The sequence below is a fragment of the Streptomyces sp. NPDC057543 genome (assembly GCF_042801895.1).
Classification (GTDB): domain Bacteria; phylum Actinomycetota; class Actinomycetes; order Streptomycetales; family Streptomycetaceae; genus Streptomyces.
Genome location: NZ_JBHVFF010000161.1, coordinates 1 through 19,778, shown reverse-complemented (window position 1 = coordinate 19,778; position 19,778 = coordinate 1). Strand labels below are relative to the sequence as shown.

The 19,778-nt window shown below is 68.4% G+C and carries 15 protein-coding genes and 4 pseudogenes; 7 read left to right on the top strand and 12 right to left on the bottom strand.

Going from position 1 to position 19,778, the window contains the following annotated elements; translation table 11 throughout:
- Positions 1 to 275: telomere-protecting terminal protein Tpg (gene tpg / locus ACFU8Q_RS24950; RefSeq protein ID WP_384457594.1), on the top strand; the 275-nt coding region annotated here is incomplete at its 5' end.
- A 261-nt stretch (positions 276 to 536) separates the two neighbouring features.
- Positions 537 to 743: pseudogene (locus ACFU8Q_RS24945) on the top strand (transposase); the annotation flags it as partial.
- A gap of 84 nt (positions 744 to 827) precedes the next feature.
- Here the strand turns inward: ACFU8Q_RS24945 and ACFU8Q_RS24940 are convergent.
- From ACFU8Q_RS24940 to ACFU8Q_RS24930, 3 genes and pseudogenes are all read right to left on the bottom strand, one after another.
- Positions 828 to 1,223, bottom strand: a complete 396-nt coding sequence (locus ACFU8Q_RS24940) for a hypothetical protein (protein WP_384457592.1) — start codon at positions 1,221 to 1,223, stop codon at positions 828 to 830.
- 33 nt (positions 1,224 to 1,256) lie between these two features.
- Positions 1,257 to 1,688 (bottom strand): annotated as a pseudogene (locus ACFU8Q_RS24935) (IS5 family transposase); the annotation flags it as partial.
- Positions 1,689 to 2,637: 949 nt separating this feature from the next.
- Complete coding sequence (locus tag ACFU8Q_RS24930) at positions 2,638 to 3,648, bottom strand: aldo/keto reductase (protein WP_384457590.1); 1,011 nt, start codon at positions 3,646 to 3,648, stop codon at positions 2,638 to 2,640.
- An 87-nt stretch (positions 3,649 to 3,735) separates the two neighbouring features.
- On the opposite strand from ACFU8Q_RS24930, the gene ACFU8Q_RS24925 reads away from it, so the two are divergent.
- From ACFU8Q_RS24925 to ACFU8Q_RS24910, 4 genes are all read left to right on the top strand, one after another.
- Positions 3,736 to 4,635: an AraC family transcriptional regulator N-terminal domain-containing protein gene (locus ACFU8Q_RS24925; protein WP_384457587.1), complete on the top strand. Its 900-nt coding sequence runs from the start codon at positions 3,736 to 3,738 to the stop codon at positions 4,633 to 4,635.
- A gap of 388 nt (positions 4,636 to 5,023) precedes the next feature.
- Positions 5,024 to 5,263: a hypothetical protein gene (locus ACFU8Q_RS24920; RefSeq protein WP_384457585.1), complete on the top strand. Its 240-nt coding sequence runs from the start codon at positions 5,024 to 5,026 to the stop codon at positions 5,261 to 5,263.
- Positions 5,260 to 6,822, top strand: a complete 1,563-nt coding sequence (locus ACFU8Q_RS24915) for a phage/plasmid primase, P4 family (RefSeq protein ID WP_384457583.1) — start codon at positions 5,260 to 5,262, stop codon at positions 6,820 to 6,822. Before ACFU8Q_RS24920 ends, ACFU8Q_RS24915 begins: the two co-directional genes overlap by 4 nt.
- Before the next feature lie 126 nt (positions 6,823 to 6,948).
- Complete coding sequence (locus tag ACFU8Q_RS24910; RefSeq protein WP_384457581.1) at positions 6,949 to 7,335, top strand: DUF6009 family protein; 387 nt, start codon at positions 6,949 to 6,951, stop codon at positions 7,333 to 7,335.
- Positions 7,336 to 7,387: 52 nt separating this feature from the next.
- On the opposite strand, the pseudogene ACFU8Q_RS24905 reads toward ACFU8Q_RS24910, so the two are convergent.
- The 7 genes and pseudogenes from ACFU8Q_RS24905 to ACFU8Q_RS24875 all read right to left on the bottom strand — a co-directional run.
- A pseudogene (locus ACFU8Q_RS24905) lies at positions 7,388 to 7,540 on the bottom strand (transposase); the annotation flags it as partial.
- Between the two features lie 137 nt (positions 7,541 to 7,677).
- Positions 7,678 to 8,070: a hypothetical protein gene (locus ACFU8Q_RS24900; RefSeq protein WP_384457579.1), complete on the bottom strand. Its 393-nt coding sequence runs from the start codon at positions 8,068 to 8,070 to the stop codon at positions 7,678 to 7,680.
- A gap of 241 nt (positions 8,071 to 8,311) precedes the next feature.
- A complete protein-coding gene (locus ACFU8Q_RS24895; protein WP_384457577.1) occupies positions 8,312 to 11,488 on the bottom strand; it encodes an NEW3 domain-containing protein in 3,177 nt (1,058 codons plus the stop codon).
- Positions 11,489 to 11,672: 184 nt separating this feature from the next.
- Positions 11,673 to 12,986 (bottom strand): Gfo/Idh/MocA family protein, encoded by a 1,314-nt coding sequence (locus ACFU8Q_RS24890; RefSeq protein ID WP_384457575.1) that lies wholly within the window; start codon positions 12,984 to 12,986, stop codon positions 11,673 to 11,675.
- Positions 12,987 to 13,032: 46 nt separating this feature from the next.
- Complete coding sequence (locus ACFU8Q_RS24885; RefSeq protein WP_384457596.1) at positions 13,033 to 13,830, bottom strand: carbohydrate ABC transporter permease; 798 nt, start codon at positions 13,828 to 13,830, stop codon at positions 13,033 to 13,035.
- Positions 13,831 to 13,871: 41 nt separating this feature from the next.
- Positions 13,872 to 14,744, bottom strand: coding sequence for a carbohydrate ABC transporter permease (locus ACFU8Q_RS24880; RefSeq protein WP_384457573.1), 873 nt, complete (start codon positions 14,742 to 14,744; stop codon positions 13,872 to 13,874).
- A 189-nt stretch (positions 14,745 to 14,933) separates the two neighbouring features.
- On the bottom strand, positions 14,934 to 16,238 hold the full coding sequence (locus ACFU8Q_RS24875; protein WP_384457570.1) for an ABC transporter substrate-binding protein: 1,305 nt from the start codon (positions 16,236 to 16,238) through the stop codon (positions 14,934 to 14,936).
- A 227-nt stretch (positions 16,239 to 16,465) separates the two neighbouring features.
- Here ACFU8Q_RS24875 and ACFU8Q_RS24870 point away from each other — a divergent pair, with 227 nt between their 5' ends.
- On the top strand, positions 16,466 to 17,602 hold the full coding sequence (locus tag ACFU8Q_RS24870) for an ROK family protein (protein ID WP_384457568.1): 1,137 nt from the start codon (positions 16,466 to 16,468) through the stop codon (positions 17,600 to 17,602).
- A 191-nt stretch (positions 17,603 to 17,793) separates the two neighbouring features.
- Here the strand turns inward: ACFU8Q_RS24870 and ACFU8Q_RS24865 are convergent.
- Together ACFU8Q_RS24865 and ACFU8Q_RS24860 are read right to left on the bottom strand one after the other, a co-directional pair.
- Positions 17,794 to 17,907 (bottom strand): annotated as a pseudogene (locus ACFU8Q_RS24865) (IS6 family transposase); the annotation flags it as partial.
- Positions 17,908 to 17,916: 9 nt separating this feature from the next.
- Positions 17,917 to 19,404, bottom strand: a complete 1,488-nt coding sequence (locus tag ACFU8Q_RS24860) for an MmgE/PrpD family protein (RefSeq protein ID WP_384457566.1) — start codon at positions 19,402 to 19,404, stop codon at positions 17,917 to 17,919.
- Between the last annotated feature and the right edge of the window lie 374 nt (positions 19,405 to 19,778).

The following is a 19,778-nucleotide window of genomic DNA, read 5'->3' as shown; positions in this document are numbered from 1 at the left end:
CCGTGGAGACCCGGGCCCGGTTCGGCTACACCGCGCCGGTCGGCACGACCGATGACGGGCGCTTCCGCCGCCTCACCGTCCGTCTCCCCGCGGCGTACGCGCAGCGCCTGTTCGACGCCCGCGACACGGGTGCCAGCGACCAGCAGATGCGTGAAATCATCGCCGAAGGATTCAAAGACGTGTATTTCCAGGACGGCGGAGGCCGCGCCATGGGACTCTCAGACGTCGCTATTAACGACATCGACTATTTGGACCTGGATTGGGGAAATGCATGACCACGGAATTCCCTGCAATCGACCGCTGAGCCGAAGCACGGTAGCTGCCACATAGGCAGGCTTGTTGTCACCGCCGGCTGCGGGCCCATGACCGATCGCCTTGGCCAGTTGTTCGGCGTGGGTGGCAAACAGCGGCTTGAGGGCTTGGCAGTCATCGCGACGACTTCGCCGGAGGGGCCTTGTCGTGGTGGCGAAGCCGCTGGCCTGTGACGGGGCAGAACCGATCCTGCTGGCTTATTCGGTCACGCGAGGCGAGCCAAGTACGGAACCCGCGCGGGCGTCGAGGGAACCATCCACCAGGCCGTCGCGGTCACCGGGATGAGACGTGCCTGCTACCTCGGCCTCCAGAAGGCCCACCTGGAGCACGTCCTCTCCGCCGTTGCGCTCAACCTCATCCGCCTCGATGCCTGGTGGAACGGCCACCCGCTCGACCGCACCCGCGTCAGCCACCTTGCCCGCCTCGCGTGACCGAATAAGCCAGCAGGATCGGTGACAGACTTCTTACCCGGCCGTGGGGACCAGCGGAGCAGCCAGTAACGCTAAGACGTCATCTCAATTGGTGAGGTGCCGTCGGATGAACGGTGCCGTTCCCAGGACAAGTGCGGCGAAGACGGTCAGTCGTTGAAGGCCAGGTTGAGCGGCGAGGTTGCTGTGCTGGATGCCGTAGACCGCGTACCAGTTGGCGGCGAGGTCGGTAGCCATGATGGCGCAGGCGAGGTCGATTCCTCGGCGTTTACCCCTGATCAGGAACACGGCGGCGAGCGCGTCGAACAGCGCCAGCGACGACCAGTAGAGGTTGAGCCAGCCCGGTGCCCAGTCGTATGGGTGCAGACCGTGGCTGAGGAGGTCGGTGACGTGCGCGGAAGCGCCGACGAAGAGCAGGACGGCCGCGATGCCGCAGACCGATATGACCGCCCAGCGCGGGGTGTGGTGCATCCATCCGATCACGCTGTGGATCGTCCCACCTGCGGGCACTGCCCGTCAGGCCGCCAGCCTGCGGTAGCAGATGAGGGCCGCTGCGATCCCGGCGAAGGCCAGGAAATGCTCGGCCTTGCGCTCATAGCGGCGGTGCAGGCGGCGGTAGCCGCCCAGCCAGGACATCGTGCGCTCGACCGTCCAGCGATGTCGGCCCAGCCGTGTGGAGGATTCGACACCTCTGCGGGCGATGCGGTGCCGGATGCCGCGCGAGCGGAGCCAACGGCGCAGGTGGTCGTAGTCGTATCCCTTGTCCGCGTGGAGCTTGGCGGGACGCCGGCGTCGCGGGCCGCGACGCGAACGGATCGGAGGAATGCCGCGTACCAGCGGCTCAAGCGCCTGGCTGTCGTGGAGGTTCGCGCCGGAGACCCCGACGGAGATGGGCAGACCGGTCTGTTCCGTGAACAAGTGGATCTTCGAGCCTTTCTTGCCCCGGTCCGCATCACCGCAAGCAGCGGCGAGAAGGCACCGGACCCGCCAGCGGTGACGACCATTATCGGCTGTCCGGCACCGCTTCCGTTCCGCAGCGCCTGACACTCGAGCGATCGAGCCGGGCCCCGAAGTTCCCGAGGGCCCGGCTCAGTGACGGGTCGGTGTACCCAAAGACGACAGCCGCCCGAGTTGATGACCCCTCATCAACGAGTGCAGCCCGACTTCGGATATCCGTGCAGGCAGCTACGGAAACTGACACCCGCCGCGCCACTCGGCGGCTGTCGTGGCTCCTGGACGAGCAGAGGGGCCCCCAGGCCGCCCGTGAACGACTCCGGGGCCCCATGGGCGCCCTGATGGGCCCTCAGTGGCTCTCGGAGGCTTCCAGCACCGCCGTGGGCTTCGTGGCGGCCACGTGTTCGTCGTGCTCGCGCAGCATTCGCATGACGGTCGGAGGGGAGGGGTGCTGGCCCTTCTCGGGTACCCCCGGCCGCCGCGAGGGAGCGCTAGCAAGCAGTGCGGCCCCTTCACCTGTGGCTGCGAGGAAGAAGCACTGACGCCCTGAGACCGACGGCATCCGTTGTGCGTGAGCACCATGACCTCCTCGCGGCCGGCGGGCGGAACAGTCCCGCTGTCGTCAGGCACATGCCGAGCCTCTTCAAGCCGCCAGTCAGGATGAGCGGGGCTTCGTCACCACGGCCCTCGTTCAGGGTGTGGAAGGGGACGGGATCACCGCCCCAGCCTTGTGCGCCGTACGCCGCGCCAGCCGGGCCGCCGGCCTGCGGCCTCTGCGCGACCCGGACGCGGCAGGGCTCGACGACGACGAGGAAGGGTGAACCGCTGATGCGTCCCCGGTCCGGACAGGGCTGACACCAAAACCGTGACCTCCTCCTGCGGGTAGGGGAGGCCACGGCTGGCTCGGACAGGGTCCTGCTGTCGGCTGCGAGCTGTGTCGCTGTTACTGCCAGTTGGGCAGTATTGCCTCGTCGTAGCGGGAGCCGGCCGCCCCGTGCGGCAGGATCTCTTCGATACGGGCGAGGTCCTGGGGTGTGAGGGTGGCCTGCGCCGCAGCCACGTTCTCCTGCAGGCGGTGCGGGCTGCGAGTACCCGGGATGGGCACGATGTCGTCGCCCTGCGCGAGCAGCCAGGCAAGAGCCAGCTGGGTAACCGTGATGTCCTTGCTCGCCGCCAGGGCGGTCAGCTCGCGGACAGCGGCAAGGTTCTTCTCGTAGTTGCCGGGCTGCCAGCGGTCGTCCGTGCTGCGCATGTCGTCGGCAGGGTACTCGGCGGCCGGCTTCACGGTGTCGGTGAGGAAGCCCCGGCCGAGAGGCGAGTAAGGAACGAAGCCGATACCCAGTTCCCGGACCACCGGCAGGACGTCAGCCTCCACACCCCGCTCGAACACCGAGTACTCGGTCTGCAGCACCGAGACCGGGTGGACCGTGTGGGCCCGACGGATAGTTCCGGGACCGGCTTCACTCAGCCCGAAGTAGCGCACCTTGCCCTCGGCGATCAGCTCTGCGACGGTGCCGGCCACGTCCTCGATGGGGACGTTCGGGTCCACGCGGTGCTGGTAGAGCACGTCGATGTGGTCGGTGCCGAGGTGGTGGAGGCTGTTCTCGGTGACCTCGCGGATGTGCTCGGGACGGCTGTCGAGAGCGATCCCGAACTTGGCCGGGTCACTGAAGTCGTAGCCGAACTTGGTGGCGAGCAGGATGTCATCGCGGAAGTCCTTCACGGCGCGGCCGAGGAGCTGCTCGTTGCTTCCGGTGCCCAGGCCGTACAGCTCGGCGGTGTCGAAGAGGGTGACGCCGAGTTCGTAGGCGCGGCGGATCGTGGCGGTGCTGCTCCGGTCGTCCGGGGTCCCGTAGGCGATGGTCATGCCCATGGTGCCGAGGCCGATCGCCCCGGCCTGGAGGCCCTGGCCGCCGAGAGTTCGAAGGGGGAGGTTTGTCGTGTGCTGTGCCATGCCCTCAACGCTACGGACGAGGGACCTCGGAGGCATGGGGCACTAATCGCGTAGAATTGCCTGATCCTCTCAGCAAGGGAGTACACCGTGCTGGATCAGCTAGCCGCGGCCATCGACCGGCACTGCGTGGGACTGGGCTCGGACACCAAGATCCCCCGGCTCTCCCTCGCCGCGGCCGACGAACCCATCGAACCCACCGGCCTGCTGTACGAGCCGATGATCTGCTTCGTCGCCGACGGCGCGAAGCGCACCACCTCGGGAGATCTGAGCCAGGTCGCACACGCCGGCGAGATGCTCCTCACCACGATCGACCTGCCGGTCGGCGTCGACCTGGAGAAGATTCCCTACCGGTCTGCCGTCATGCAACTCGACGGCCGAGCGCTCGCCGACCTGCTCGTCGAACTGGACGAGACAGGCCCGCCGGCCACCACGCCTGCCGCAGCGGGACAGGTCAGTGCGCCGATGACACCGGAACTCCTCGACGCGGTCACCCGCTGGGTCGGACTCCTCGACACCCCTGAAGATATCCGCCCTCTCGCCCCGCGGATCGAGAGCGAGGTCCTCTACCGGCTGCTGCGCAGCTCTCTCGGTGCCGTCCTGCGCCAGTGGTCGCTGGCCGACTCGGCCACAAGCCGGGTGCGCGAGGTGGCCCGATGGATCTGTGAGCGCTACACGGAGCCGCTCAGCATCGAAGCGATCGCCGCCGTCGCACACATGAGCCCCGCCAGTCTGCACCGGCACTTCAAGGCAGCGACGGGTATGAGCCCGCTCAAGTACCAGAAACACCTGCGGCTGCAGGAGGCCCGGCGATGTCTGGCCGCAGGCGACGCCACGGCAGCCCAGATCGCGCAGGCGGTCGGGTATGTGAGCGCAACCCAGTTCAACCGTGAGTACCGCAGTGCCTACGGCCTCCCGCCCGGACAGGACGCAGCCCGGCTCCGCGCCCGACTCACCCACACCCGGACCGCCACGACCCGGCGGGCATGAGATCTGAAGTCAGGCGCCGAGTGTGCACACAGCGCGAGGACCTCAAGGTGGGCAGTATCGGGTGCCACACGCGGTCATTCGGCGACGATCTCCAGTTCCTCGCGAATGCCTTGCACCCATGTGCCCTCGGTGCCAGGCTGAGGGCCGCCGACAAGGAGGAAGTCGCCCAGCACGAACGGTGCGCTGACGCCGCACGTCCGCCGGCAGGTACAGACCGGTCGGGGCAGCCCGGCTTCCCGCCATCCTGCCTGACTGGCTTGCCACCGAACTCCAGCGCACAGGCCACCCGGTTAACAACGGACCTGCCGAGGTTCCGCCACCCCGCCCCGGCCCCCCGCGCCCCGCCCGTCAACGCGCCAACCGGCTCCTGGAACCGCTACTCGACCAGGTGAAGGACTGCGCTGCCGCCACTGAGGGCACCGCCTTCACCGAGAAACTCAACCGCGCCGCCTACACCGCCGGCGGCCTGATCGCCTCCGGCCACCTCACCGACAGCCAAGCACGCGACCTGCTGACCGCGGCCGCCGACGCTGCTCGTCCCCATCGCAGCCGCCACAGCCTCGCCGTCATCACCTCTGCCCTGTCCGCCGGCGCAAGCCGGCCGCTCCACTTCAAAGGACGCCCATGAGCAGCGCCGACAGCCCACGCTTCGACGCCACTGCCGCAGCGCAGCAAATGCTCGATCTCGAAGTCCAGGCGGCACACCCCAGCCTGCCCGCCCAACAGAGAACCGCGGCCGTCCACGAGCCACCACCGCAGTCGGGCCAGCTTCCGGGACTGCTCACCGACCGCGGCAACGCCAAGCTGTTCGCGGTGATGTTCGGCGACCAGTTCCGCCACGTCGAAGGCCTTGGCTGGTACCACTGGGACCAGTACCGCTGGAAGCGCACCGGAGGTGAGAAGGCCGCAGTATGGGCGGCAGGTGATCTGGCCGAGCAGATGCCCGCCACCGACCCGACCGGCCAGTTCACCGACCGCGACCTCGCCTCCCACCGCCGACGCTCCATGTCGACCCCCGGTATCAAGGCCATGCTCACCCAGGCCAAAGCCTCCCCGGCACTCGCTCTGGACCCCGACGTCCTAGACGGCGACCCCTACGCCCTGTGCACCCCGGCCGGCGTCGTCGACCTCCACACCGGCCACCTCCACAAGCCCGACCCCGAAGCCGACATGCACTCCCGGGCCACCAGCGTCGCCCCCGAGACCATGCCCACCCCCCGCTGGCACCGCTTCCTCCACGACACCTTCGGCGACGACGCCAAGGGCGAGGAGACCATCCACTTCCTCCACCTGCTCCTCGGCTACTCCGTCACCGGCGACGTCGGCGCCCAGGTCCTGCCCTTCCTCTACGGCACCGGCGCCAACGGCAAGTCGGTCCTGCTCGATGTCATGACCCAGATCCTCGGCGACTACGCCCAGGCCGCCCCACCCGGCTTCCTCATGGAGAAGGGCAAGTTCTCCGAGCACTCCACCGAACTCACCGAACTCCACGGCCGGCGCATCGTCGTGTGCTCCGAACTGAAGCCCAACGACAAGTTCGACGAATCCCGGGTCAAACTCCTGACCGGCGGCGACCGCATCATGGCCCGCCGCATGCGCCAGGACTTCTTCAGCTTCAACCCCACCCACAAACTCTGGCTGCTCGGCAACCACCGACCTGAAGTCGGCACCGGCGGCCACGCCTTCTGGCGCCGGATCCGCCTGATCCCCTTCGAACGCGTCGTCCCCGCCGCCCGCAAGATCGACAACCTGGCCAAGGAACTCGTCCAGAGCGAAGGCCCCGGCATCCTGCAGTGGCTCATCGAAGGCGCCCAGCTATACCTCGACACCCGCGACCCTCTCGCCGGACCCGCGACAGTCCGCACCGCCACCGAGGCCTACGCCACCACCGAAGACCACATCGGCCGCTTCCTCACCGAATGCTGCACCACCGACAACGGCGACCGCGCCGCCGAACGCGCCCCAGGCGACCTCCGCGTAGAACAAGGCCTGCTGTACACCACCTACAGCAGCTGGTGCAGCGCCGGCGAAGGCATCCGCCCCGCCACCGCCCGCGCCTTCGCCACCCGCGTGCGCCAGGAACTCTCCCTCGCCTCACCCGCCGACATGATGAAGTCCAGCGGCAAGAAGTACTACCCCGGCCTCGGACTTCTCACCGACGAAGAACCCCAGGTCGACCATGCCTGACCAGAGCGCCCGACACACACCCGCCAACCCGGCCTACCATGAACACGGTGCCTCCACCAGGGATCGTGCTCACCACATCCACCCCGGCCCGCAACGGGCCGTCGACAACGAAAAGGGGCTGCAGCCATGAGCTCGCTGCTGAACGAGAGCGATCTCCGCCACGAAAGTGCCGTGGTGTGGCTGGAGAACCCCGATGACCTTGACTACGTACGCCAGGCCCTCGACAAGACCACCCGCCGCCGCGGCAAGCCCCGCTACGAACGCGACGGCCGCATGGTCGGCTACACCGAACTTGACGCCCACGCCGAAGCCGACCCCGACAGCGGGCTCCAGCTCCGTCGCGTCTTCTTCCTCCTCCCGCACGACCGCGACGCCAACCCCGACGGGCCCTACCACGAAGGCGCCCCGGGCGAAGCCGTCGATCCCCGCACCATCGAACCCAAGCGCGTGGGCGACAAAACCCCCCGCTCCCAACGCGGCCCCGCCGCAGCGATAACAGCCCCTAGCACCTGAGCCTTGGCTTGGCGTTTACCCGCGGACGCGGGCAGGGGGAGGCGACCCAGCCCGGCTTCGCGGGGCGCTCCCAGGGCTTGCGGAAGGCTTCCGTCAAGGGCCGGGCGAGGCGGAGTTGGGTGTGGGCGGCAAGAACGAGCCAGGTCCAGCGGTCCGCCGCCTCGGGGGTGCGGATCTTCGGAGGGGTCCATCCCAGCGTCTGCTTCGTGCTCCATGACCGCTGGAACCAAGGCTGCACGAACGCCTGGACGGTGTGGGAGGAGATTGTGCCGCTCGGCTATCAGGGCAGCTACCAGCGGGTTCGCGCCTATTTCCGGGAGAAGCGGCTCTCGCCGGGCCCCGTCACCGCTCGGCCACCGTCACCCCGCGTCGTCGCCGGATGGGTCCTCCGCCGACCCGAGACCGGTCGGTGACGGTCGTCGGCCCTGGGGGAAGAGCCTGGAGCAGGCGCAGGAGGAGGCGGGTCCCGCCGGGTGTGTGGATGGGCCGGGCGCTGCCCGCGGTCGGCCTGGTGGCCGGGGCGCGGGTCACCGCGGGGCCCTGCTTCCACACGCGGCCTGGGAGGCGGTCGGCGGGGACGGGGATCTCCAGTTCCTCGCGGAGCGCGGGGACGAGGACGAAGCGCGGGGTGTGGTACTTCGCGGCGGTCTTCCCGCCCCGGGTGTGGCAGGCGCGTCCGGCGGGCGCGTCACAGTTCGGGCAGTCGTGACGTACGAAGTCGCCCCGTAGCCGCACCTTCTGACAGCGGTCGGTGCAATCCTGCCCGCATGGACGAGCTGATGCGGCGCCGGGTATATGGCGTCGACCACGACGACCCTGCCCCGGACCGCGGCCCGGCCACGAATACGTCGAGCTGGCCGGGGCGGCGATCCTGGACGAACCGAGCTGCTGCCGCCGACCCGTACAGGGTCGGGGACCGGTGTGGTGACTGACGCTCCGTTCCGGCTCCCCGGCCCTGCTGAGATTCACTTCATGGTCAGCCGACGCCGAGGGCGAAGACGTGCAGTGACGAGTTCTGCGGCAGTTGCACGGCGGCGACGGTCTTGCCCGGGGTCAGCGGCACACTGTTGCAGTAGACGCGGTAGTTGTTTCCGTGGTTGGCCGGTCCGGACGGGGTGTTGCGGTAGGTGGTGGTGATGACCGGTTGGGCGCCGAACTCGGTCGGGTTGTCGGTGATCCAGTTCGGGAAGCCGAGCGTGCCGGTCGAGGTGGTTCCGTCGGTGTAGTGGACGGTGACGGTGCCGGAGGGGTTGCCGACGCCGGATCCGAGGAATGCCACGGATTTGCCGGTGCCGGAGACGGGGATGATCTGGCCGTCGGCGGTGGTGTTGTCCTTGGCTCCGGACACGGCGTCAGGCCAGGTGAACTCGGTTTTGTTGTACGTCAGGGTCGCCCCGGCTTTCACGCCGGCCGCCGACAGTGCTTGCGCGGAGTAGCTGTTGCTGTAGCCGTCGAAGTTGCCCGGTGACGGCGCCGAGTCGTCGGTGATGGCCACGTTGTTGAACGTCGCTGCCAGGCTGGTGAAGGCGACCGGCAACTCCAGTGGGACATCGGTACTGCCAGGTCCCTTGGGATAGGACACCGACACCTCACTGGTCTGCGTGCCAGGGGCGGCATCGGCCGCGATGTTCACGGTCCAGGACACGGTCGCCGTTGCTCTCGGGGCGATCGTGGCGACAGTCGCCTTTGCCGCAGAGGTGGTCCAGCCGGACGGCAGCCCGAGAGTCGCGGTGATCCCGGACATCGGCCTCGTACCGGGATTGGTGACGGTCGCGGTCATCTTGACCGATCCGCCCGGAGTCGCGAAGCCGCTTCCCGCCTTCAGGTCGACCGCCGGAGCGGCGCCCACGGTGCCGGTCGTGAACGTGCCGTGGGCGTCGGCGACTCCAGGACCGCCCTTACCGGTGATGGTGAAGGTGACGTTCTGCGAGGTCTTCGGGATGCCGGTGATGCCGCCGGTGTCGGGGTTGAGCGTCAGGCCGGCGGGCAGCGAGCCGGAGGTGACGGAGTAGCGGACCGTTCCCGGGCTGTTGGTGGCCACCCGTGCCTCGTACAGCTTCCTCGCCGCCAGTGCGGGCAGACCGGTCGTGGTGAACGCCGGGGTCGGGGCCGTGACGGTCTGCGCGGAGCCGACGGGGTTGCCGGAGCCGTCGAGCTCCTGCAGCGACCAGGACCGGCCGGGGGTGACGACACTCAGGTGCCAGTGCGTCGACTGCTTCTGCAGCTGTGCGCGCTGTTCGGCGGTGAACGCGCCGAGGTTGCGTGCCGTCTCCCACTGCTTGACGGCGTCCAGCAATGCGGAGGTGTTCGATCCGGCGTTCAGGGCGGACACCGAGGTCTGGAATCCTACTCCGGCGTTGAGGCCGGCGCCGCGGGCCAGGTCGTCCTCCACCGTCTGGAGGCTGTTGCGCAGGGACATCCAGCCGAGCATGCCGGGAAGGTAGTTGTCCCGGTAGTAGGTGTTGTTGATGAAGACCTGCTTCATGCTGGTCGAGCCGACCTCACCCCAGCTGGCCCGGGACAGGCCGTCCCAGATGTTCGAGCCCATGCGGCTGGTCTCGGAGATGAAGCCGTCCTTGGCGTTCTGCTGGCGGAACGTGCCGTTGACCAGGTCGGCCATGCCGTAGGCTCCCCAGCCCGACTGCGAGGCCGACTCCAGACCGTCGAACGACATCGCCCTGACGCCGGTGGTGTTCCAGATGTTCGAGAAGCGCGTGGCGATCGAGTTGATGATGTTCAGGTTGCCCAGGGCCCCGCCGTACTGGTTCTGCGGAAGCCGCGAGGCCGTGGCGCCGTCGGCGTGGGCCGTGGCGGTGGAGCCCCACTGCCCGCGGCTCAGGCCCGTGATCTGACACTGCCCGTCGACCGTGCTGGACGAGTCGTAGGTGATGAATTCGCGGCCGATCAGCAGCCGCTGGCCTCCGACGCCGTCCGCCAGCGGCGCGCAGCTGGTGAGGTAGGCGGTGGTGTCCCCGGCGGCCAGGCTCCGGGCCAGTTCGGTGCTCTGCCCGAGCGCCAGGTCAGGGCTGGGCGTCGGCGTGACGTAGGCGTCGTTCGAGCCGATGAAGTCCGACAGTGTGTGCGTCCCGACCTGGACGCCCTTGGCGTTTGCCTTGCTCACCAGGTCCGCGGCTGCGCTGTCGCTGCCACCGAATGCACTGTTGAACTGGTTGTGCCCGGCAGACTGCCAGGGGCCGTTGCTGCCGGGCAGCGAGTAGACCACCTTGATCCCGGCGGCCTTCGCGTACGCGGCGGCTTTCTCCACGTTGCCGGTGTTCAGATCGGACAGCACTAGGAAGGACTGGGACGTGGCCTGTGCGGTCTTCTGCCACTGTCCGTTGATCGTCGGATACGGCAGGGCTTGGCCGGTCGCTATCGCCGACAGCACCGTCGGCGCCATGTCCGGGGTGGTGCCGAACAGCGCGATGCTCGAGCCGACGACGGAGCCCTGACTCCCTGGCAACGGCCCTGCCGGGATCGGGTAGGCGGGGCCGCCGTCGACCGTGGTCGGGCGGTTTCGCTTCTTGGTGTAGTCGAATGTGAAGGCGCGCAGCAGCGTCCCCCACGGGGTGCGGGCGCCGACGCTCCACTCCTCCAGGTTCGGCGCCACTTGGAGGTGGGAGGGGTTGGTCGTGACCTCGTCCTGCCAGCCGACAGAGGTGTCCACTTGTTCGCGCGGCCAGCCGCCCTCGGTCCGGTCGGTCAGCGGCTTCATCCCGACGGCGAAGCCGCCGTCGCGCACGATGCCGGCGGCTTCGCCGAGTGTCTTGGTGATGTCTGTCGGCAGCGGGCCCCACAGCAGTGTCTGCAGGTCGCCGGCACCGGGCGCGACGGCCTTGGTGACGGTGAAGGTGGAGTAGGTCGTCTTGTCCTGGACGGCGACATCAATCTCGAATCCGTCGGCGCCGGTGAACACGAGCGTGTTGTTGGAGCCGAGGGTCAGCTTGGTCGGCTGCACCTGCCGGCCGTCCACCATCAGGCTGACCAGCGGGACGGTGCCATGCCCGGCCACGATGTGGTCCTTACCGGTCCGGCGGTCGGTCAGGGCGGTGACCTGACCGGTGTCGCTCAGCCTCAGGTGGAGGTATCCGGCGTCGATCGCGACGTCGGAGGCGACCCGCCTGACGGCTGCCACGGCGGACTGCGTGCTCATGGCAACGGAGCCGGTCGTGGCAAGCGAAAGGGCCATCGCGGCGGCTGCGAGGGCTCGGGGCCTCAATCTCCGCACTCCGGTTCGTGGGTTCATGGCTGTGCTTCCTTTCCGTGATGTTTGGATCGGGGGTTGCAGTGGTGCACCCGCCACCCCGGTCGTGAGCCGGGGCGGCGGAGGTCTGGAATCAGAGCTCGACGACGGCTCCGGCGAGGCGGGCGCGCTCGGCGGCGAAGACCACGCGATGGCCGACCAGGCTGGCGTCGATGCCGGAGACGATGAGCTCCGGGCGGCCGCTGTGCAGGGCGTCGAGGTAGGCGTTGAACATCGCGTCGTCACCTCCGGCGTGCCCTTCAGCGGCTGACGATCCGTCAAGTGAGGTGTCGTGGATCGTGCGGGTCTCGGTGCGGAAGTCGTAGACCTCGATGTGACGGCCGTCTCCGGTGAGTTGGCCTTGAGTGCCGAAGATCTTCGTGTGACGGTTCTCGAGCGGGGTGAACGCCGTCAAGGTGAACGACGCGGTGACCCCGCCATCGAACTCCAGGTTCACCACCTGGTGGTCGACCACGTCGTTGTCGCAGTGGTAGACGCAGCGGCCGTAGGAGCCGTCGGTCAGCGCGGCGGTCACCGCCTGTTCGGTCAGATCGCCTTCGCTCATGATCCGGGTGAAGTACTGCTTGGTGCCGCCGTTGCGCAGGCCTTCGCGGTACAGCGTGGTGGCCGAGTAGGCACAGGTGTCCTGGAGCGGGCAGGTGACGCAGCGGTCCGTGGCGCCGCCGGGGGCGGTTTCGGGCCGGAAGTGGGTCAGCGAGCCGAAGGAGCTGACCCGCGCCACCCGCCCTCCGACGACGTCCGTGATCCAGTCGATGTCGTGGCAGGACTTGGCCAGCAGCAGCGAGGAGGAATCGTCCTCGCGGCGCCAGTTGCCGCGCACGAAGGAGTGCGCGTAATGGTAGTAGCCGATGGGTTCCAGGTGCTGGAGCGAGACGATGTCGCCGATCGCGCCTTCGGCCAGGAGCTGCTTCAGCTTGGCGGTGTAGGGGGTGTAGCGCATGACGTGGGTGAGAGCCAGGGCGGTGCCGTTGCGCCGTGCGGCCGCGGCGATGGCCTCGCAGTCGGCCTCGTTGGTGGCCATCGGCTTCTCCAGCAGGAGCTGGTAGCCGAGGTCTGCCAGGGCGACGGCCGTGGCGACGTGGTCGGCGTCCGGCAGCGCGATGACCGCGACGTCGGCCAGGCGCGGGCGGGCGAGCAGGTCGCGCCAGTGCTCGAACCGGTACTCCGGGGCGATGTGGTGTTGGGCGGCGAAGGTGTCGCGGACCTGCTCGCGTGGCTCGGCGACGGCGACCACACGCGCCGCATCGGCGCGTCTGGCAGCGAGGTCGGCATACGCGGCACCGCGTGCTCCGGCGCCGAGGATCACCAAAGTGAGCGGACGGTCCATCGGACTGTGCGTGGTGCCGGTGATGAACGTGTCGGGCCCGGCAGTGACGGTGGGGTTCAAGAGGTACTCCCGTACGTAGGGTTGGGTGGCTGCTGTCGCCGGGGCGTCAGCCCTTGGTCGCCCCGCCGGTCAGGCCCTTGACGAAGTGCCGCTGGAAAGCCAGGTAGAAGACGAGGATGGGCAGGGTCGCCAGGAACATGAGGGCGAAGACCTGTCCGAAGTCGCTCTGGTGCTCGCCGATCGCGCGGTAGATGCCGACGGTGACGGTTGTTCCGCTGGCCGGGCCCAGCAGGATCAGCGGGTTGAGGAAGTCGTTCCAGATCCAGACTCCGAGGAAGATCAACACGCTGGCGGAGGCCGGCCGCAGCAGCGGGAAGACGATCTGCCAGAAGATCCGGAAGCGTCCGGCGCCGTCGAGCGCCGCGGCCTCCTCCAACTCGACCGGGATGGTCTTCACGAATCCCGTGAAGACGAACACCCCGAACGGCACGTAGTAGCCCACGTTGACCAGAACCAGGCCGAGGATCGTGGTCATCAGTCCCAGCGAGCGCAGTACCTCGGTGATCGGTTCCAGGATCACCGCGGGCGGGATCATCAGCCCGCACAGCAGTACCGCGAGCACCGCCTTGGCCCCCCGGCCGGGCAAGCGCGCCAGGTAGTGGCCGAGCATCGCCGAGACCACGGTCAGCACCGTGATGGAGATCGCGGTGACCTCGACGCTGTTGATCAGGCCATACCAGAACAGATGGTCGGGGCGGGAGGTGACCTGTTGGACCGAGGCCAGTGTCGGCGTAATCGGGAGGCTCACCGGGTGGGCGGTGATGTCCTGACCGTGCTTGAAGACGTTGACGAGGACTTCGTACAGCGGCAGGAAGAAGACGGCGGTCACGAAGGTCGCGGCGATGGGCCGGACCCGGGACGGGGTGCGGGGTCCGCTGCCGGCGTTCACAGCGTGACCTCCCGTCGCTGCAGGATGCGAAGGGCGAGGACCGAGATCGCCGCGATGATGACGAGCATCAGGGTCGCCATCGCTGCGCCGTAGCCGATGTGATTGCCGGTGAAGGTCGTCTGCACGACCTGGAAGGCGATGGTGGAGGTGGTGCCGTTGCCGGGCCCGCCATTGGTGATCACCTGGATCTGGTCGTATGCCTTGAAGCCGGTGATCAGCAGCATGACGGTGTTGATGGTCAGCGCCGGCGCCAGCATCGGCCAGGTGACATGGCGGAACCGGGTTACCCGGCCGGCGCCGTCGATCTCGGCGGCCTCCAGCAACTCGGCCGGGACACCGGCCAGGCCCGCCAGGTAGACCACGACGCAGAACCCCAGGACCTGCCAGGTGAGGATGAAGGCCACCGAGTACAGGGCGAGGTCTGGATCCGACAGCCAACCGGGCGGGTGGGTCACGTGCAGGCCGCGGAGCGCCGAGTTCAGCAGGCCGTCGTCGGCGAGGATGGTCTGCCAGATGACGCTGACCACCACGGAGCTGAGCACCACCGGGGTGAAGAAGACCGAGCGCAGCGCGTTGTACAGCCAGCCGCGCCGGTCCAGAAGCTGTGCGATGGCCAGGCCCAGGACGTTGGCCGCGACGGTCACGATGACCGTGATGATCAGCGTGTTCTTCAGCGCCCTGGTGACGTCGGAGTCCTGGAGCAGGTGTGTGTAGTTCTCCAGGCCGACCCATCTCGTCGGCGGGTTGGCGGGGTTGCGGTTGGTGAATCCGGTCCAGACCGTCATGCCGATCGGGATCAGGACGAAGACGAGGAAGGCGAGCAGGCCGGGAGCGCCGAAGGTCAGGAAGTGCAGGGCTTTCCGGAACAACCTGCCGCCGGCTGGTGGGCGCGCGCTCCGTCGTACGGTTGGGGAACGGGTGCCCGCAGGGCGAGTGAGTGTCGCGGACATGGTGGTCTCCTGGTCTCCTGCTCTTCGGGCCCGGTGCCCGATGCCGTGGTGCGGACGACGCCGGCCCCTCCCCTCCCTGCGGGACCGGGGAGGGTGGCCGGTGGACGGTTACCGGCTCGCCTTGGCCCATTCGTCGTCGAGGAACGAGCCGAACTGGCTTGCGGTCTTTTCGCCGTTGATGAGGTCGGCGACGCCAGCGGCCGCCTTGTCGGCGAGACCCGCGGGCATGGAGCCGTCACCGGTCTCGATGGAGAACGCGTTGACGATCGCGTTCTGCTTGGCCGCGTCCTGGTACAGCCTCACGGTCTCGGTGTAGACAGGGCCCATGCCGGACGGCGGGGTGTAGTCCTTGAGCGCGATGATCGCGCCGTCGCTCTTCACCGAGTTGTCCAGCGAGGTCTTGTCGAGCATGAACGCCAGCGCCCACTTCTTGGCCAGGTCGACGTTCGGCGCCTTGGACGAGACCGACATGCCGCCACCGGTGTAGGCCGGGACCACCAGGGATCCGTCGTCGGACGGCCACGGGAACACGCCGACGTCGAAGCCGGGCTTCTTGGCGTCGGCCGAAGCTGCGAACCACGAGCCCATCGGGTACATCGCACCCTTGTTGTCGCGGAAGGCCTGCTCGTTGTTGGCGTAGGAGCGGGACAGGCCGGCGGTGTCCACGTAGCCGTTCTTCGACAAAGCTGCGACCTTGGCCGCCGCCTTGGTGAACGCCGGGTCGGTGAACTTGACCTTGCCCGCGGCCTTCTGCGCCAGCCAGTCCGGGGTCTGCTTGTAGGTGTCGGTGGCCACCGTGCTGATCAGCGGGTACATGTCGGCCCAGGTGTCCTTGCCACCGCCGCCGACCACGAACGGGTTGATGCCCTTGGCCTTGAGCTTGGCGCTGTCGTCGAGCAACTCGGCGTAGGTCTTCGGCGGGGCCTTGATCCCGGCCGCGGCGAAGTCGGACTTGTTGTAGTACACGAGCGGTGTGGGCTGCGTGTTGTACGGCAGCTGGTAGACCTTGCCACCGATCGGGTTGGAGTGCGGCGAGACGAAGTCCACCAGCTCCGCGTCCGTCCACGGCGCGAGCTGTCCGGCCTGAGCGAAGCCGTTCGGCGACACCGCGATCATGATGTCGGGCAGCTGGCCGGAGGCAGCGAGCTGCTTGGCGTAGCCGACCCGGTCCGCGGACGGTGCGACCAGCTTCTTGATGGTCACGCCCGGCACCTCGGCCGACGCCCGGGCAATCGCGTCGTCCCAGTACTTGGCCGTCAGGTTCGGGGTCTCGAAGGTGAGGAAGGTCAGGGTGACCTTGCCCTGGGAGCCGTCGCCCTGGGCGGAACCGTTCCCGGAGGCGCCGGCCGCACAGCCGGAGAGCGCGAGTGCGGCGGTGAACGCGAGTGCGGAGAGCATCGCTCTGCTTCGCATGGTGGATGTCCTTCCCGGCCCAACGGAAGAGCCTGGGTGTGGGTGAAACCGCAATCAGGTGATGGGGGTGATTCCGGGTGCCGAGATCGCCGTTGATGCCCTGGTGGAGGGCCGGCGCCCACCGCCGTGAGGGTGGGGCGGTGCGCAGATGATTTTTTTAGTCACTGAGTAAAAAAACTTGCTAGAGTTTGTTGTGCAAGAAGTAGCGCTGTCAAGAGAGGGTTCGCATGGGTCTAGCAGGCGGCGACCGATCGCTGCTGCAGCGAATCAACACCGTGGCGGTGCTGCGGGCACTGCATGGCGCGGAGCAGCTGACGCTGCGCGACCTCGCCAAGGCCACCGGCGTGTCCCGAAACACTGCTGAGGACGCCGCGCTCGCGCTGGTCGGAGCCGGTCTCGCCGAGGAGTTCGTGCCGCAGGCGGAGCAGCGCCGAGTGGGACGCCCCGCGAAGTGGTACAGGTTCCGGGCCGACTACGGCTATGTACTCGGCGTCGATCTGGCGGTCCACGAAGTAAATGTGCTCGTCGCCGACCTGGCCGGCACCGAGCGCGCCCAGCACACTCGGCCGCTCGATCCGCTCACGCCTGCGGACGGCCGTGTGCTGGCAGTCCGCGAGGCAATCGATGCCGCGATCCGCGAGGCCGGCATCAGCCGCACCGAGGTCCTGGCCATCGGCGCCGCCACCACCGGAATCATCGACCGCGAGGGACGCGTGGTTCACAGCAACCGGCTCCCGCACATGGTCGGCTACAACCTCGCCGAGGGCCTGGCCGTGCTCGACGGGGTGCCGGTGGTCGTCGGCAACGACGCCCGGCTCGCCACCCTCGCCGAACGCTGGCTCGGTACCGGCCGGGACACCGACAACTTCGTCAACATCATCGCCGGCCGGCACATCACCGCCAGCGTTGTCCTCAACGGCCGCCTGCTGCCGGGCGTCCACGGTGCCGCCGGCGAGATTGGCGTACTGCCCGAATCGCGCTGGCAGGCCGCCCTCCAGGCCATGGTCGACTGGCCGGAGGACCGTGAGAGCACCTTCCGCGCGGCCGAAGCCGGCGACCCCGACGCCCGAGCCCGTATCGAAGAGCTCGCCGAACACCTGGCCACCGGCACCGCCGCCGTCGTGCTCACCGTCGACCCCGAGTGCGTCATCCTCTCCGGCGGCCTCAGCCGCGCCGGGAAGACCCTGCTCGGCCCGCTCCAGGAGCACCTCGGCGCCAAGACCCTGTTCCCGATTCCCATCTACACCTCACCCCTCGACCACAGCGCCGTCGCACTCGGCGCCGTCCGCCTCGCCCTCGATCACGTGGAGGACGACCTCTTCGACACCGACTCGCCCCGGCTCGCCGCAGCGCTCACCCCCTGACTCGAGTGCACGCGCACGCGACGCGACAGGCGGTCCTGCGCGCTGACAGCCGCCGTCAGCCAGCAGTACATCGCCTTCGACCCGGCTTCCCACGTCGAGTTGGAGTCCGGCAAGCGGCGTTGTCACGTTGTTGGGTGTGTGGGTGTCTGACTGTGCGTCGTGGTGTGGTGGGGCCGGGTGCCGGCCTGGGCTCAGGCCGCGGTAAGTCGGCCGGTGACGCCGGTGATCTGCTCCCAGGTGGTGAAGCGGATGGTCATTTCGGCTCGGTGTTCGGATGCGGTCATCAGGTGGCGTCGGGGCCGGAAGGGAACGATTTACAGTCTCATCTCATCCAGAGCGGGCCGCACGGCGGGGGTGAGCAGGGCGGTCAGCTGGGAGATGTCGTCGAGGGCTTCGAGGCCGAGGACGGCGTTCTCGATGGCGGCCTGGCGGCCCGGGGAGACCACGGAGTGAGTCAGGCTGCGATATTTGTCGACGATCTCCGCGTTGGTCAGGAGGCGGTCGCCGGTGCCGCGGGGGTGACGGACGACCGCTTCGCAGACCCCGCCGTCTTTCAGGGTCAGACGCAACCGTGTAGTGAGCCTTTCATCGACCGGGAGCCGGCCGTACGCCTGTTCGTGGCGTGTTTCCGTGCGGTCGATCAGGTTCCACACGTCGTCGCGGTTGATCCGCTCCTCGGCGAACTGGTCGATGAGCACGTCCCCGTCGATGAGCGCCACCGCCACCGTGTAGGCCACGTTCATCTGGGCACCAATCGGCTCGAGCGGCCGGACCGCCCGCCATCCTCCGTGTCCATAGGCGGCTTCCGGCAGGTCGATCTCGATCCGTTCGACCTGGTCGGCCGTCAGCTTGTGCTCCGACCGCAGGCGGAGGGCAGCGTCGATGGCGGCGTGCAGCAGGCCCATGGCGGCGTACGCCTTCACCGCGATGCGCTCGGTCTCCCAGACCACGCCCAGGCCCGCGGTGATCTGCCCGGCGTCGGGGCGGTGCCCCTCTCCGAAGGTGGACAGGAAGCCGCCGTACTCCCGCTCGAAGACCCGCTTGATACCGACGTAGCCCGACGCCGCGAGCGCGGCTTCGGTCAGGCCGTTGCGCGCGGCGAAGCCATGCTGCATCCGCTTGACCATCGACTCGAACTGCGCCGACATCAGGCCGCACGACTGGGTGGCAGCCATCCCCAAGGCGTCCTCGAATCCGGCGGCGTTCAGCCCATAGAGCGTCCCAGCAGACACCGCGGCGCTGTGGGTGCCAAAGACCACACCCGAATGCCAGCCGCGGGAGATCATCTCCAGGCCCCCCAGGGCCATGCCCACCCGTGGCCCCGTCTCATAGCCGAGGATCGCGCCGAGCAGGAAGCGGGACCCTGACACCTCGCCGACGTGCGGGATCGCCGCGAGCATGGCCGGCACGACCAGCGCATTGCTGTGCAACGGGGCGAGCGGGTGGTAGTCGTCGAGTTCGAAGCCCTGGATGAAGCTGGAGTTGAGCATCGCCGCCGACGACGCGCTGGTCGTGCGGGCTCCCCAGCCGATCAGCATGGCGCTTCCGGCGTTGTCCAGCGCGGTGATCCCCTCGACGCCCTTGCGGGAGACAGGGAGCCTGGCTCCGACCAGGGCACAGGCGATACCGTCGAGCAGCAGGTGCTTGGCGCGCTCGCGCACGGAATGCGGCACCTCGCCCAGCGAGGTGCCGGCAAGCCAGGTGGCCAGCCGGCCGGTGGGACCCGCGGGGTCCGTGGGGTCCGTGGGGTCGCCGCCGGCGTTGGTGGCCGCCCGATCGGGCTTGGGTCCGGAGACACTCATGAGCTCTCCACTCCTGCCGTTTCCAGTACGGTCGTGAGTTCGTCGTCGCTGACGGCCGCTCATAGTGCCGCAGTGGAAGGCCCTCGAATCGGCAGCCTTACGCACCTGTCGCCTGATTCACTGAGACGCCCGAGTGGATCGCTCTCACCTGCCCGTTCGGCCTCGGCGCCCTGCCGATTGCTGCAGGCCCACTGACACCAGGTCCCACCTGGCGAGTTCGGGCAGGCACTCGTAGCCGGCGAATCATGAACCGGACATCAACTCACGTATCACCCTCTGAGCTTGACGTTTAACGTCGGTGAGCTTGATGTTCCTTGATCGACTCGGCGCGTTTGACCGTCTTGCCGACGTCGTGGTGCCTGGCTCGCTGCTTG

Excerpts from the sequence above, each read along its gene's own strand:
- ACFU8Q_RS24930 (WP_384457590.1), bottom strand. The coding sequence starts at position 3,648 with ATGGCACAGCACACGACAAACCTCCCCCTTCGAACTCTCGGCGGCCAG.
- ACFU8Q_RS24915 (WP_384457583.1), top strand. The coding sequence starts at position 5,260 with ATGAGCAGCGCCGACAGCCCACGCTTCGACGCCACTGCCGCAGCGCAG.
- ACFU8Q_RS24910 (WP_384457581.1), top strand. The coding sequence starts at position 6,949 with ATGAGCTCGCTGCTGAACGAGAGCGATCTCCGCCACGAAAGTGCCGTG.
- ACFU8Q_RS24895 (WP_384457577.1), bottom strand. The coding sequence starts at position 11,488 with ATGAGCACGCAGTCCGCCGTGGCAGCCGTCAGGCGGGTCGCCTCCGAC.
- ACFU8Q_RS24875 (WP_384457570.1), bottom strand. The coding sequence starts at position 16,238 with ATGCGAAGCAGAGCGATGCTCTCCGCACTCGCGTTCACCGCCGCACTC.
- ACFU8Q_RS24870 (WP_384457568.1), top strand. The coding sequence starts at position 16,466 with ATGGGTCTAGCAGGCGGCGACCGATCGCTGCTGCAGCGAATCAACACC.
- ACFU8Q_RS24860 (WP_384457566.1), bottom strand. The coding sequence starts at position 19,404 with ATGAGTGTCTCCGGACCCAAGCCCGATCGGGCGGCCACCAACGCCGGC.